15 protein-coding genes are annotated in these 14,952 nt (G+C 37.9%); 12 read left to right on the top strand and 3 right to left on the bottom strand.

Features of this window, described 5'->3' with window-relative positions; translation table 11 throughout:
- Nucleotides 1-241: 241 nt before the first annotated feature.
- Together H2677_RS08185 and H2677_RS08180 are read right to left on the bottom strand one after the other, a co-directional pair.
- On the bottom strand, nucleotides 242-1,114 hold the full coding sequence (locus tag H2677_RS08185; RefSeq protein WP_212638283.1) for an NAD(P)-dependent oxidoreductase: 873 nt from the start codon (nucleotides 1,112-1,114) through the stop codon (nucleotides 242-244).
- Nucleotides 1,115-1,117: 3 nt separating this feature from the next.
- A complete protein-coding gene (locus H2677_RS08180) occupies nucleotides 1,118-2,203 on the bottom strand; it encodes an alpha/beta fold hydrolase (RefSeq protein ID WP_004915776.1) in 1,086 nt (361 codons plus the stop codon).
- 346 nt (nucleotides 2,204-2,549) lie between these two features.
- On the opposite strand from H2677_RS08180, the gene H2677_RS08175 reads away from it, so the two are divergent.
- The 11 genes from H2677_RS08175 to aroC all read left to right on the top strand — a co-directional run bounded on the left by H2677_RS08175 (nucleotide 2,550) and on the right by aroC (nucleotide 12,533).
- Nucleotides 2,550-3,737, top strand: a complete 1,188-nt coding sequence (locus H2677_RS08175; RefSeq protein WP_212638282.1) for an O-succinylhomoserine sulfhydrylase — start codon at nucleotides 2,550-2,552, stop codon at nucleotides 3,735-3,737.
- A gap of 12 nt (nucleotides 3,738-3,749) precedes the next feature.
- Nucleotides 3,750-4,079: a YbaB/EbfC family nucleoid-associated protein gene (locus H2677_RS08170; protein ID WP_004915785.1), complete on the top strand. Its 330-nt coding sequence runs from the start codon at nucleotides 3,750-3,752 to the stop codon at nucleotides 4,077-4,079.
- A gap of 67 nt (nucleotides 4,080-4,146) precedes the next feature.
- Nucleotides 4,147-4,743 carry a recombination mediator RecR gene (gene recR, locus H2677_RS08165; RefSeq protein WP_004915789.1) on the top strand — a complete coding sequence of 199 codons (597 nt, stop codon included), beginning with the start codon at nucleotides 4,147-4,149 and terminating at the stop codon, nucleotides 4,741-4,743.
- 287 nt (nucleotides 4,744-5,030) lie between these two features.
- Entirely contained in the window at nucleotides 5,031-6,173 is a 1,143-nt protein-coding gene (locus H2677_RS08160) for a ribonuclease D (protein WP_004915794.1), read from the top strand.
- Between the two features lie 147 nt (nucleotides 6,174-6,320).
- The gene (locus H2677_RS08155; protein WP_233739022.1) at nucleotides 6,321-6,581 is read left to right on the top strand and encodes a YcgL domain-containing protein; all 261 of its coding nucleotides are present in this window, start codon (nucleotides 6,321-6,323) and stop codon (nucleotides 6,579-6,581) included.
- The gene (locus tag H2677_RS08150; RefSeq protein WP_004915801.1) at nucleotides 6,574-6,960 is read left to right on the top strand and encodes a hypothetical protein; all 387 of its coding nucleotides are present in this window, start codon (nucleotides 6,574-6,576) and stop codon (nucleotides 6,958-6,960) included. Before H2677_RS08155 ends, H2677_RS08150 begins: the two co-directional genes overlap by 8 nt.
- A gap of 39 nt (nucleotides 6,961-6,999) precedes the next feature.
- Entirely contained in the window at nucleotides 7,000-7,851 is an 852-nt protein-coding gene (locus tag H2677_RS08145) for an AAA family ATPase (RefSeq protein WP_004915804.1), read from the top strand.
- 12 nt (nucleotides 7,852-7,863) lie between these two features.
- Complete coding sequence (locus H2677_RS08140; protein ID WP_004915807.1) at nucleotides 7,864-9,051, top strand: vWA domain-containing protein; 1,188 nt, start codon at nucleotides 7,864-7,866, stop codon at nucleotides 9,049-9,051.
- Nucleotides 9,052-9,088: 37 nt separating this feature from the next.
- Entirely contained in the window at nucleotides 9,089-10,294 is a 1,206-nt protein-coding gene (trpB, locus tag H2677_RS08135) for a tryptophan synthase subunit beta (RefSeq protein ID WP_212638281.1), read from the top strand.
- A gap of 125 nt (nucleotides 10,295-10,419) precedes the next feature.
- Nucleotides 10,420-11,430, top strand: coding sequence for a 50S ribosomal protein L3 N(5)-glutamine methyltransferase (prmB, locus tag H2677_RS08130; RefSeq protein ID WP_042893544.1), 1,011 nt, complete (start codon nucleotides 10,420-10,422; stop codon nucleotides 11,428-11,430).
- Nucleotides 11,431-11,441: 11 nt separating this feature from the next.
- Nucleotides 11,442-12,533: a chorismate synthase gene (gene aroC, locus H2677_RS08125; RefSeq protein ID WP_212638280.1), complete on the top strand. Its 1,092-nt coding sequence runs from the start codon at nucleotides 11,442-11,444 to the stop codon at nucleotides 12,531-12,533.
- 99 nt (nucleotides 12,534-12,632) lie between these two features.
- Here the strand turns inward: aroC and H2677_RS08120 are convergent, their stop codons facing one another.
- Nucleotides 12,633-13,862, bottom strand: a complete 1,230-nt coding sequence (locus H2677_RS08120; protein WP_004954432.1) for a GGDEF domain-containing protein — start codon at nucleotides 13,860-13,862, stop codon at nucleotides 12,633-12,635.
- Nucleotides 13,863-14,205: 343 nt separating this feature from the next.
- Between H2677_RS08120 and H2677_RS08115 the strand changes: the two genes are divergently transcribed.
- Nucleotides 14,206-14,952, top strand: coding sequence for a TenA family transcriptional regulator (locus H2677_RS08115; protein ID WP_212638279.1), 747 nt, complete (start codon nucleotides 14,206-14,208; stop codon nucleotides 14,950-14,952).

Raw genomic sequence — 14,952 nt, 5'->3', positions numbered from 1 at the left:
ATCAATGTGTATTGTTTGAGTGTAATTTTTACTTCATGATTTATTCATATTCAAAAATAAAAAATATATTTTTCATTGACTTAAAGTAAGTTAATTAGCTTTAAATGTAATTTAATAATCTCAAGTTATAAGCATTGAAATAAATGTAATATTTAAAGCACCACATATTTATGCAATGCTATCTAATAAATTTCAGATATCAAAAGTGTCGATGAATAGAATATTGCATAAATAAAGGGTCTTATTTAAGCGTGATTTTAGTCCAAGATTCATACATTTTAACTGCAGCTGAGAAGTCACTATTGGATTCAGCAGTTAAGCTTGCAGCTTGAATGAGACTTTGTGCCAAAGATAATATAGGTGCAGGTAATTTTGCATCGTGTACCAAATCTAGGGCAATTCCCGTATCTTTTGCTAATAAAGGCAAGGCAAAAGTAACAGGAAACTCTCGACTTAAAACACGTTGAGGGAAAATATTCTCAGTGACTAGACTTTTGCCACTAGAAGCATTAATACAATTCAAGGCGGCATCTAGATTTACGCCATGTGCTTTTAATGTTGTAAAACCTTCAGCTACTGACCATAAATTTACAGCGAGCAACATGTTATTAATTGCTTTTACTGCAAAGCCTGCGCCAGACTCGCCTACATGTTGAATAAGTTTTCCTAAAGCTGACATAGCAGGATAGGCACGTTCAAATGCATTAATATCACCACCTACCATAAATGTTAAGGTTGCATTTTCTGCACCTATAGTTTGACCACTGACGGGTGCATCCAAAAATGCTACATCTTGAGCTTTGAGCTGTTCAGCTAGACGACGTGCTGCATCAGGGACACCACTGGTACAATCAACCCAAATCGAACCTGATTTGATGTTGATACTGTTTATTAGGTTTTCAACATCTTGGCTGGTCGGTAAGCAAGAAAAAATCACATCGGCTTGCGCTGCTTGTTCGAGTTCAATGGCAATTGTTCCAAATTCTGTTGCATGTTGTTCGGCTTTACTAAAATTTCGGTTCCAAACATAAACGGTGTCGAAATATTTTGGTAAATGAGCAGCCATGCGATATCCCATGGCACCTAAACCGATAAATGCAACAGATTGAGTCATAGTTTACCTTTTTAAATGTGTTGAACGTTCTTCTAGCCATTTTGTAAGTGTCGGCCAAAACTCGATTGAGCTATTTTGACTAGACATTAAACCTAAGTGTCCGCCAGGTATAAGAGTAAACGTGACATCTTGGCTATTTGTCAACTGAGTTAATGGAAAAGCAGCATCAGCCGTTACCAGTTGATCACTTTTCCCAGCGCCAACTAATAGAGAGCAGTTGATACCTTTTAATTCAATGGTTTTGTTTTTTAGTGTGATTGCACCATTTTTTAATGGGTTCTGCATCCAAACATTAAACAGCATGTCTTGATTAATGCCACCAGGATAATCAATCATATTGTTAAGAAAATGACTTAAAGTTGCATCTTCCTGAACCAGTTTTAGATTATCCAGATTTTTAAGCAGTTGGATATTGCCGTCGATCCAACCTTTAGGATCGAGTAACTTAAAGCCCAAAGAATTTAAAAAACCTGGTGAATGAATCATGAGTTTTGGGAGACGATTATAAATATAGTCTTTAATCGTCGCATTACGTGTTGTCACATAGGCGAGCGTTTTATATAGCTTACCAATATAACCTGATGCATAACTATCAATTGGACTACCCAATACGATTAAATTTTTTACTGCATCTGGTTGATGGCGTGCTGTATATAGCGTGACAAAGATGCCAGCCATACTCCAACCATGTAACGAGATTTCTTTAGATTTCGAATGCTTTTGAATTGCTTCAATGCAACGTGGAATGAACTTATCTATGAATGATAAGAAATCAATATGATAATTTTTATAAGTTAATTTACCCCAATCAATCAGGTACACGTCAAAGCCGCTTTCTTGAAAGTGTTTAACTAAAGAACGGTATGGATATAAATCGTATATATCCATATTAATCGCAAGTGGTGCAACGAAAACAAGAGGTTCCTTATAACGCTTGTTTTCAGAAGCATAGAATCTGACACGTGTTTGTTTAAATTCGGCAATAACTTGATAAGGTGTAGATTGAGATAAGACTAATTTGTCTGCTTCAAATACACGCATAGCGAGATGTTTAAAATTTATTTTTTGCTGTTCCACAAGCGATTTCATCTTTTTAAGTCTCATCATGAGTCAAGATTGCACGAAGTCTAAGCGATTATTGTATCTTTCGCCTTGACCTTAAATACCTTAGGCGCTCAAAATGTTGGCACATTTAGGCGGAATTTAATAACACTTTGTAATATGAATTTAATTTTTGTGCGTAAATTAATCAGATAGGATTCTAGAAGAGAGCAATAGTGATCTTATTGCTTGGTTTTATATTCAAATGTGAGAAAATTTTAGCCAAAGTTAAAATGGGCAGAAACCTATGGGTTCATTCTTTGCAATTTGCAAAACTGTCCAGAGTATAGAATAGAGTGTTCCTGAACCCATTAATCATAAGGCATACAAAACGATGAATCCAAATGATGATTTAGAATATCAACTAGATACGCTTGCAATTCGTACTGGTCATAACCGTACTTTTGAAGGTGAGCATAGTGAACCTATTTTTTTAACCTCATCGTTTGTATGTGAAAGCGCTGCTGATGCTGCTGCGAAATTTTCAGGTCAAGTAGCAGGCAATACTTATTCTCGATATACCAATCCAACAGTACAAGCTTTTGAGAAGCGATTGGCTACGCTTGATGGTGCTGAGCGTGCAGTTGCAACAAGTTCTGGTATGGCTGCTGTACATGCAATTTGTATGGCGTATTTGAAAGCGGGTGACCACGTCATTTGTTCACGTGCTGTATTCGGTTCAATTATTGCCTTATTTGAAAAATATGTAGCTAAATTCGCGGTTGAAGTCACTTTTGTCGATTTAGACGATCTTGAGGGTTGGAAAAGTGCCTTACAGCCAAATACTCGTTTGTTATTTATAGAAACACCATCAAACCCTCTAGCGCAAGTTGGTGATATGCAGGCGATTGCAGATATTGCACATGCACATGGTGCTCTTTTCGCTGTAGATAACTGTTTCTGTACCCCAGCATTACAGCAACCCATCAAATTCGGGGCAGATTTAGTTCTATATTCTGCAACTAAATATATTGATGGTCAGGGGCGTGCACTGGGTGGTGCCGTTGTTGGTAAAAATGATTTACTTGAAGAAGTCAATGGTGTGATCCGTACACTAGGCAATTCAATGAGTCCTTTTAATGCGTGGATATTCTTAAAAGGCTTAGAAACATTGAGCTTACGTATGAAGGCGCATTGTGCGAGTGCTCAGATATTAGCTGAATGGCTCAAGCAGCATGATAAAGTTGAAAAGGTATATTATGCTGGATTGCCAGATCACCCTGGCCATGAATTGGCTAAGAAACAGCAAAAAGGTTTTGGTGGGGTTGTCTCATTTGTTGTGAAAGGAGAGCGTCAAGGTGCTTGGACTGTAATTGATAATACAAGATTCTTATCCATTACAAGTAATCTTGGTGATGTCAAATCAACAATTACACATCCTGCGACGACCTCACATGGTAGAATGTCGGCTGAAGCCAAACAAGCAGCAGGTATTGAGGAGGGTTTAATCCGTGTATCTGTTGGTTTAGAAGATATCAATGATATTATTCGTGATCTGTCACGTGGTTTAGATTTAATTTAACGAGAGAAAGTTATGAACATTAATATGCTCATGCAGCAAGCTCAGCGCATGCAAAAAGACATGGAAACAAATCTTAAAAAAGCCAAAGAAGAGCTTGCGAAAACTGAAGTTCATGCTGAAGCAGGTGGTGGCTTAGTTAAAGTAACCATGACTTGTCGCCATGTTGTAAAACGCATCGAGATCAGTCCTGATTTATTGCAAGATGAAGCGGACATGATTGAAGACTTGATCGCAGCTGCGATGAATGATGCTGCTCGTCAAGCTGAAGCGATTTCAGAAGAAAAATTGCAAGGTGCAAACTCTGGTATGGGTTTACCACCGGGCTTATCTGGCTTGTTCTAATTGATTACTCCCTAAGTTTGAAAAATAAGCTTAGGGGGATTCTTTCTACAAATATTCGAGTTAATTTGTGTTTAGTGAACGATTTGAACAATTGGTTCAAGCATTGCGTATTTTGCCGAGCGTAGGTCCTAAGTCTGCACAGCGTATGGCATTACATTTATTGATGAAGAACCGTGAAGGTGCTTTTGCACTCTCGTATGCATTGCATGAGGCCTCGAGTCATATTCACGAATGCAGAATTTGTCATTCACTCACTGAAAATGAAATTTGTGATATTTGTGCCTCGACAGAGCGTGATTCAAATTTACTGTGTGTGGTTGAGTCACCCGCTGACGTTATGGCAATTGAACAAAGTGGAAGCTTTAGAGGTAAATATCATGTTTTAGGTGGGCATCTATCGCCACTTGATGGTATTGGACCTGAGGAAATTGGCATCCCATATTTAGTGCAGCGTTTAAGTGAAGGTCAAATTGAAGAAGTGATCCTAGCAACTAATGCAACAGTTGAGGGGCAAGCAACGGCACATTATTTGGTAGAAGCGACAAAACACTTGCCAATACATATGACTCGAATTGCACAAGGCGTACCTCAGGGTGGTGAATTGGAATATGTAGACAGTCACACTTTGAGTCAGGCTGTACATAATCGAATGCGTATGAAATAAGACTAAGGTCGATATAATTTATATATTTATTTTAAATTCATGCTGTTAATTTAAACAAATAATTAAATTTTACATTTTGTCTTACATTATCATAGCTATAATTATTTAAATTTGTGGCACTATTGGCTGGCGAAATGGACTTTCGCTGATTTACAAATGGAATAGGGAGTAATTTCATGTTTTGCATGTGGAATACTGAGTAAATTTTTGCATCTGATCTCGCTTGAGCAATAACTGCAATGAAATCGTTGCATCGCTATGTTTTTAATTTTTTTACTTGAGCAATTATGTTTCAGTTTATCCAACAGCAAAAAGATCTAGCTGTTCTCCTCAATCAAATGGAACATTGTTCCACATACGCACTTGATACTGAGTTTATTAAGGTTGATACCTTATATCCGAAATTAGGCGTTTGCCAAATCAATGTAAATGATCAGGTTTCGTTGTTAGATGGCGCTGCCCTAGATTTATCTGATTTTTGGCGTAAGGTTTTTGAAGCTCAGCAGAATATCTTTCATGCATGCGGTGAGGATATTGATCTGATTTATCATTACGCAGATCAAAAGCCATTAAAAAATGTATTTGATACGCAAGTCGCCATGGCTTTTCTTGGTCATGGTTTGCAGGTCAGCTATCAAAATGCATTAAAAACTTGTTTGAATATTGATATCGATAAAGACCAAACACGTTCGGACTGGTTAGCACGTCCACTTAGTCAAGAGCAAATGAGTTACGCCGCAAATGACGTACTATATTTAAATAAGCTGGCAGAAAGACTGAAGTTTGATCTTCAAACAAAGGGTTTATATTCCTATGTTTTAGAGGATTGCCAAAATTTGACTAAAGAAATCGCATTAGAGACACCATTATCTGAACTTTATACGGATATTGGTAATTATCGTCACTCTAGGCGTGAGTTGATGCAATTACAACAATTAAGCATCTGGCGTGAACAAATTACCAAAGCGATGAATCAACCGCGTAGTTTCATACTTAAAAATGCCACAATGATTGATCTAGTGGAAAAGAATCCGCGAAATACTTTTCAGTTGGCACAAGTTAAAGACATGCGACCAAATATTGTTCGTGAGCATGGTAAAACAATTTTAGATCTACTGAAATTTTTACCCCCTGAAGATGAATGGCCATTGCGTTTGGCGCGTCCTGTCAAAAATAACTCCAAAGAAATTGCACCTCGTGTTGATCTATTGATCGAAATGGTGGTCAATAAAACAGGTATTCCAAAGGAAGTGTTGTTACGTAAGAAGTGGTTAAATGCGATTTATGAGCATGTGGTCTTTCATCTCGATGAGCAAGATTTACCCAGCTATTTATTAGGTTGGCGCTATGATCTTTTGACAGAGCCGTTAATTGCACTTTTCAAAGAAGATATTGAGTTTTTAACAACTCAAATGAAGATTTCTAGGTAAATAAGAACAGTATAAAATACGACTGTAGCGTTAACATTCCTTAATGTACCTACAGTTTTTTTCATGTATGCTGTTTTTGATTGATAATGGTTGTGAGTAAACATGCACTGCGATATTTATAGATCGAGTAAAAAAGACGAAATGTATATTTATATTGCTCGTCCAAACTATCCTGAGGATAAAGATCAAGAGAATCCTCTAGAAGTCGTTCCTGAAAATGTCTTGCAAGCTTTTGGTAAAGCAACATTTGTAATGCACTTAGAGTTGCATGCTGAGCGTAAGCTTGCACGTGCAAATGTATTGCATGTATTAGACTCTTTGCAAACCAAAGGCTTTTTTATTCAAATGCCACCAGAAGGTCTTATCAACCCGAATGCTGTAGAACCTGAGGGATTACGCGGTGCTTGAGACTCTAACGGCAATATGGTCACAAATTCTTTCGGTCTTTGATCAATTTCCAGAAGAAAATGTAGCCATTATTGTTTATGTGACTGGAACATTGATTGCATTATGGTGCTGGTATCGTTTGATGTCGCGTTTACCGAATCCAGTAGGTGGAATACTTTGGATTATTGTTTTTGCAATTTTAGTCACACCAACCATCTCTGAGGGGCCTAATTCTGCATTAGCCCCAGCAATCTTTGGACTGATCTTCGGTGTACTTACCAAAGAGCATGTTCTTATTTGGTCAAATTTATCCTTAATTTTATTTGTAATTGGATTAGGATTACTGGTTGGGTTTTGCTGGTCTAAATACACTGCAAATAAAACAGGACACACGGTTTAAATCTACACACAGTTAAATATAGAAAAATAAGGTTTTAAAATGTCTGCTGATACACAACACTTTACTGGTACAGATCAATATATCGCAACCGATAGCCTCAAACTTGCTGTCAAAGCTGCACGAGCTTTACAAAAGCCTTTATTAGTTAAAGGTGAGCCAGGGACAGGTAAAACTTTACTTGCTGAGCAGGTTGCTGAAAGCTTAGGTTTGAAATTGATTACTTGGCATATCAAATCAACGACTAAAGCACAACAAGGTTTGTATGAGTATGATGCTGTATCTCGCTTACGTGATAGCCAGTTAGGTGATGATCGTGTATATGACATTAAAAACTATATTAAACCAGGTAAGTTGTGGGAAGCATTTACCAGCGAAGAACGTTGTGTATTGTTAATTGATGAAATTGACAAGGCAGATATTGAGTTCCCAAATGATTTGTTGCATGAGCTCGACAAAATGTCGTTCTATGTTTATGAGACAGGGGAAACAATTACCGCAACTCAACGACCTATCGTTATCATCACTTCAAATAATGAAAAAGAACTTCCAGATGCATTCTTACGTCGTTGCTTCTTCCATTATATTGAATTCCCTGATGAAGCAACCATGCGTGACATTATTGCTGTTCATTTCCCTAGTATTTCTAATACATTGGTGAGCGAAGCATTACAAATATTCTTCAAGTTGCGCCAAGTGCCAAACCTGAAAAAACCACCATCAACATCTGAATTGATTGATTGGTTAAGCTTACTTATGGCTGATGATATGCCTGAAGATGTGTTGCGCAATCATGACAAATCAAAAGCAATTCCGCCACTGTATGGTGCTTTGATTAAAAATGAACAAGATGTGCAGTTACTCGAGCGTTTAGCTTTTATGTCACGCCGTTAAGAGTGTCTACCAATGTTTGTGAGACTGTTTTACACCTTACGTAAATATGGCGTTCCTGTTACCACACGTGAATTGATTGATCTTAATCAGGCTGTGGCTTCAGGTCTTGTTTTCGCAGATCAAGACGAGTTCTATCAATTGGCTAAAACTGTCTTAGTCAAAGATGAACGATATTTTGATAAGTTTGATCGTGCTATGAAAGATTATTTTGATGGCATTGAAACTTTCGATTTAGATGAATTGCTTAAACAGGTTCATAAACTACCTAAAGATTGGTTTGATCTTGAGCTTTTAGAGAAACATCTAACACCAGAGCAACGTGAAGAACTACAAAAGGCCGGTTCCCTCGAAGAATTGATGAAAATGTTGGAAGAGCGTTTACGCGAACAACATAAAAAGCATCAAGGTGGCAATCGCATGATTGGTACGGGTGGAACTTCACCTTTTGGCGCCTTTGGTGATCATCCAGAAGGTGTGCGTATTGGTGGGCCAGGACGCAAACGTTCGGCTGTAAAAGTATGGGAGCAACGTAAATACCAAAATCTTGATGATGATCAGGTTTTAGGTACACGCCAAATGCAAATTGCTTTACGTCGCTTACGTAAATTTGCACGACAAGGCGCTGCAGAAGAGTTAGATGTAGATGGTACGATCCGTGAGACTGCAAAACAGGGGATCTTAGACGTACAACTGGTTCCAGAGCGCCGTAACCGTATTAAGGTTTTGATGCTATTTGATGTTGGTGGCTCCATGGATGCTTATATTGCTGAATGTGAGAAGTTGTTTAGCGCTGCCAAGTCAGAATTTAAGACACTAGAGTATTTCTATTTCCATAACTGTCTCTATGACTATGTTTGGAAAGATAATCATCGTCGTAGTTCAACGCGTATGAATACATGGGATTTATTCCATACATATGGACGTGACTACCGTGTCATCATCGTAGGTGACGCGAGTATGGCACCTTATGAGCTAAAGTCAGCGGGTGGTTCAGTTGAATATATGAATGATGAAGCTGGTGAGGTTTGGTTAAGACGATTACGCCAACATTTTGATAAAACAGCTTGGTTAAATCCTGAAGTAGAAGGCTATTGGCATTACACACAGACTATTGGCTGGATTAAAGAGATTTTTGAAAATCATATGTATCCGATGACCCTCAAGGGGATTGAAGATATGACACGATATTTATCACGCTAAAAATTGACATTAATACTTTATAAGAATAGGAAAAGACATGGAACATCAAATTAATGGCATTGCTTTGCCTAATGAATTAGGCTTTTTTGGTAATTTTGGCGGTCAATTTATTCCTCCTCATTTAAAAGAGGCAATGGACGAAATTAACAATGCTTATGAAGAAATTCGTCATACAGCTGAATTTCAAGATGAACTTAATGATTTGTTTAAAAATTACGTTGGTCGCCCAAGCCCTTTATTTCATGCGAAACGTCTATCTGATCAACTAGGTGGAGCACAGATTTATTTAAAACGAGAAGATCTTAACCATACTGGTGCTCATAAAATTAATCACTGTTTAGGTGAGGCTTTGCTTGCTAAATATATGGGCAAAAGCAAGGTCATAGCTGAAACTGGTGCAGGACAGCATGGTGTTGCTCTAGCAACTGCTTGTGCATTAGTCGGTATTCCGTGTGAAATTCATATGGGACAAGTAGATATCGAAAAAGAACATCCAAACGTCGTTAAGATGAAAATTTTGGGTGCAAAGTTGGTTTCAGTTACTCAGGGTACTGCAACTTTAAAAGATGCAGTTGATAGTGCTTTTGAAGAATATTTAAAAGATCCTAAAAATTATATTTACGCGATTGGTTCTGTAGTTGGTCCGCATCCATTTCCCAAAATGGTACGTGACTTTCAGTCGATTATTGGAAATGAAATTAAAACTCAAGCAAACGAACGTTTTGGACAAAACCCTGATTATGTAGTTGCATGTGTAGGTGGTGGGTCAAATGCAATTGGTGCTTTCACTGCATTCTTAAATATCCCTGAAGTAAAACTTGTTGGGGTTGAACCAGCAGGTCATGGCTTAGATACGGATAAACACTCAGCTACACTTACATTGGGTAAGCCAGGTCAAATTCATGGTATGGCGTGTTATGTGCTTGAGGATGATCAAGGAGAACCCCTACCTGTACATTCGATTGCATCAGGTTTGGATTATCCTGGTGTAGGACCACAACATAGTTTTCTTAAAGAGTTGGGACGTGTTCAATATGAAACAGCAACAGATCAAGAGTGTTTAGATGCATTTATGACGCTTTCGCGTGTCGAAGGTATTGTGCCTGCTCTAGAAAGCTCCCATTCGGTGGTTTGGGCATTACGTGAAGCACCTAAAATGGATAAAAATACGAAGATCGTCGTGAATCTTTCTGGTCGTGGAGATAAGGATTCAGACTATGTTGCTCAAAAGTTGGGTTTGTAATTTTCTACCTTGATTTAAATTTCATAAACCGTTTCTAGTCTGTAGAAGCGGTTTTTTACTGTTAAATAGGCTTGAATCCCGTTAGAATAAAGCGTTTTTGCTATTTGCATTTTGGAGACGCCTAAGTGGAGCGACCTACAATCAGCCCTGAACATTTACAAGAAGCGGCTGAAAATTTAGTAACCATTCGAGATTTTATTCGTTTTGGTGTAACCGCACTTCGTCAATATGACGCACACTTAGGACAAGGTACTGAAGATTATTTTGCAGAAAGTTCAGCTTTAGTTTTACAAACTTTATCACTAGAGTGGAATGCAGATTCAGAAATTCTAGATGCGAAACTTTTGCCGAGTGAAAAGGCTGAATTCCTCAGTTTGTTAGAACGTCGAATCAACGAACGAGTTCCAACCTCATACTTATTGAATTTGGCATATTTCTTTAATAAGCCATTCTATGTCGATGAGCGTGTTTTGATTCCGCGTTCACCAATTGCTGAATTAATTGAACAGCGTTTTGCACCATACTGCTTAGATGAAAATGGACAAATGCTTGAAGCTTTAAATAGCTTACCTGTTAATCCAAATCCAAAAACACCGCAACGTATTTTAGATATGTGTACAGGTTCTGGTTGTATTGCAGTTGCATTAGCCTATGCATTTCCTGATTCTGAAGTAGATGCTACTGATATTTCTAAAGAAGCTTTAGAAGTTGCTTCCATTAATACAGAACATCACAACAAACAATATCAAGTTGCATTACTGGAATCTGATTTGTTTGCAAAAATTCCAGCTGAAAATCAATATGACCTTATTGTCAGCAATCCACCATATGTGGATGCAGAAGATATGGCCGATTTACCAGAAGAATTTTTGCATGAACCTGAATTGGCACTTGCTGCGGGTCAGGATGGTTTGGATTTAGTGCGCAAAATGTTAGCTCAAGCTGCTGATTATTTGACTGAAGATGGTCTAATCGTCATCGAAGTGGGTAACTCAGAATGGGCAATGCGCCAAAACTTCAATACAGTTGACTTCCATTGGCTCACTTTCCAAAAAGGCGGTTCTGGTATTTTTGCATTAACTGCTGAACAATGCCGCCGTTATAAAGAAATATTTCAGCAATCAGTTCAAAGTTAAGGGGCTAAAACATGGCAGGGAATAGTATTGGGCAACTCTTTAAGGTAACAACTTGTGGTGAATCGCATGGTGCTGGCTTAATGGCAATTGTCGATGGAGTGCCACCAGGTCTTGAACTGTGCGAAGCAGATTTACAACGTGATTTAGATCGCCGTAAGCCAGGTACCTCTAAGTTCGCAACACAACGTAAAGAGCCTGATGAAGTTGAAATCATATCTGGTGTTTTCGAAGGAAAAACAACCGGAACCTCGATCGGTTTACTAATTCGTAATACAGATCAAAAATCAAAAGATTACGGTAATATTGCTCAAACTTTCCGCCCTGGTCATGCTGACTATACATACACGCAAAAATATGGTTTCCGTGATTATCGTGGTGGTGGTCGTTCAAGCGCTCGAGAAACAGCAATGCGTGTTGCTGCAGGTGCTATTGCAAAAAAATACCTAGCCGAGAAATTTGGAATCGACATTCGTGGTCATGTCACTCAAATCGGTAATGAGGTTGCTGAGAAATTAGATTGGAGTGAAGTGCCAAATAATCCATTCTTTTGTGGTGATGTTGATGCTGTCCCTCGTTTTGAACAACTTGTGACTTCATTACGTGAGCAAGGAACAAGTTGTGGGGCTAAACTGGAAATCCTCGCTGAGAAGGTTCCTGTGGGTTGGGGTGAACCTGTTTTTGATCGATTAGATGCTGATATTGCACATGCGATGATGAGCATTAATGCTGTAAAAGGCGTTGAGATTGGAGATGGTTTCGCTGTTGCGGGTCAATTTGGTCACGAAACTCGTGATGAACTCACTACAGATGGTTTTCTTGCAAATCATGCTGGTGGAATTCTAGGTGGTATTTCAAGTGGACAAACAATCCGTGTTGCAATCGCTCTAAAACCGACTGCTAGTATTACAACACCGGGTAAAACAATCACGATTGATCGTGAAAATACAGATGTATTAACTAAAGGGCGACATGACCCGTGTGTAGGTGTGCGTGCTACACCTATTGCAGAAGCAATGTTGGCAATAGTATTGATGGATCATTTTTTAAGACATCGTGCTCAAAATGCAGATGTAGTTCCACCATTTAAACCTATAGAACCATAAAATATAAAGACACCTATTATTAAATTAATAGGTGTCTTTTTTATCAGTGGTTAAAATAATATAAAATTATTTAAATAAATTTAAATTACATTTTAGTAGTTATAATAACTCTGAAACTTTATTATTCGATGTTGCAATGTGATATTGGTTTCGACCATTACTTTTAGCAATATATAATGCGTGATCTGCTTGAGATACAAACTCTGAAAGACTGTCATTTAATGTTGGTGTAATGGTTGCCACACCAACACTGATCGTAACGTGCTTAGATATATTGCTTCGAGGATGCACAATACCAATATTTCTGATTAGTTCCATTAAACGCTGAACTTGAATAATAGCCTGATCTCGATCAGTCATAGAGAACAATAGCAAAAACTCTTCACCACCATACCGAGCAGCTAAATCTCCACTTCTTGATGCAATCGAACCCAACATAATTGCGATACGTCTAAGGCATTGATCACCTTGAATATGACCTAGTGTATCGTTATAGAGTTTGAAGAAATCAATATCAATCATCATGATGGTAAGTGGCATCTCATGTCGAGTGGCTCTTTTCCATTCGTTCTCAAGTACTTCATCTAGATAGCGACGATTTGCTAAGCCCGTTAAAGCATCTTGTTGAGATAAAATTGATAATTGCTGTGCTTGACGCATCAACTCAAGACGATTCAGTTCAATCATGCAATTTTGTAGATAGTTTTCTCGATGTTGTCGATCAGTTGCATAAGCTAAAGCCATGCCTAAAAAACTACTGAAGGTATATGTGCGATGTAAATAAGTCCAATCAATAGAACCATTTAGCCAAGTACTTGCAGCTACACCAATCAATCCACCAGCCCAACCAGCAATAATGGCTGTGTAAAAACGCATTCCAACGAAGCCATAAATAATTACGACGGCATACATCATTGCTGCGTGGAATAAAACGTTATTTTGACCTTGTTCAAGTACGTTGATAAGGGTAAATGTGATTGCAACGGCACCCATTGAACCCAAACAAACGTAATGATCAAACCATTTATTTAGTTTCGGTGCAAATGCAAGTAACCAAGCCAGCATAATGATAATGCCAACCCAGCCATAATAAGCAAACCATTCAAAACGCATGCCTGAAGGGAGAACTTGATAGATACCAAAGCTTAGAAACGCATATAACCCTAAAATAATAGGAGCTCTATAACGAAACTCATAAGCTGCTTCATTTCTATACTGATCTTTGTAGATCGATTCTAATTCTTTAGGAAACCAAACTAAATTTAGCCCGCGAGAAATTAACAAGTCGATTTGTTCTTGTCCCAAAATATTGGAAGCCTTCAACTTCATCTTATCTCTCACCACTCCCAAATATTTTTATACATGTAAAATAGGGATTATTTAAAAAACTATGTTGCATCGAATTAAATTAAAAATTTTTATTCGATAATAAAAAAATAATTAGTGCAAAATTCAACTTTAATTAGTCCCCACGCATCATCCATTGATCGAATTTATTAAAATCTATTAAATAATATAATGATTCAGAGGAATAAAATATCAAACCCTTAAAAACTGTTACAAATTTACCAAGAATGATTGTATATTTGGAGCAATAAGATACAATTTAGAAAAAAGCATCAATCACATACAGAGTGATTGAATTAAGTCATACGAAATAGGATGCATCGCAATGACTGCTATGAATCAATACAGCACAAAATTAGAAATCACTCCTCATTCTGATTGGGCGCAAAAGTTCTGGGATGAGCTTCTACCTGCTAAAGAAAGAGTGAGTAAACATCCATTATTTGTGGACATGGCAAATGGGGATTTAAGCCTTGAGTGCTTTCGTTCTGCATTATTAAATTTTTATCCATTGGTTGCCCATTTTCCGTCATACATGGCAGGTGCATTAGCCAAAGCGACTAACTTTGCTCTAGATGGTGTAACCGAAACCCGAGACTGGTTAATCCAAAATATCAAAGTTGAAGAAAGACATTTAAATTGGTATCAAGATTGGGCAGGTGGATTCGGTTTGACTGTTGAGATGCTAAATAACGTTAGACCTCCTGCGGCGATGAATGCTGTGAATCATTATTTGTGGGATGTAAATTTTAGAGGCGGTTTGGCTGAAAGTATTGCTGCAACAAATTTAGCCATTGAGTGGGCGACAGGTGATTGGACAATCCAGGTCTATAAAGGGATTCAAACTTATACCTCGCATCCTGAAGTCAATATTAATAAAAGATCATTGGCTTGGTTGAGAGCTCATGCGCATTATGATGATTTACATCCATATGAAGCGATGGAATTAATCAAAAGATTATGTGACAAAGATCCTGTTTTACAGAAAAAAGCTTTTCAGGCAGCTCAAGATGGTTTGGCTTATTATGAGTTGGCTTTGGATGAGTGCTATAAAATTCAACATAAAAACTAA

Source organism: Acinetobacter junii (assembly GCF_018336855.1).
Taxonomy (GTDB): Bacteria; Pseudomonadota; Gammaproteobacteria; order Pseudomonadales; family Moraxellaceae; genus Acinetobacter; species Acinetobacter junii.
The sequence above is the reverse complement of the archived record's forward strand: the minus strand, read 5'-3'. Positions and strand labels throughout refer to the sequence as shown.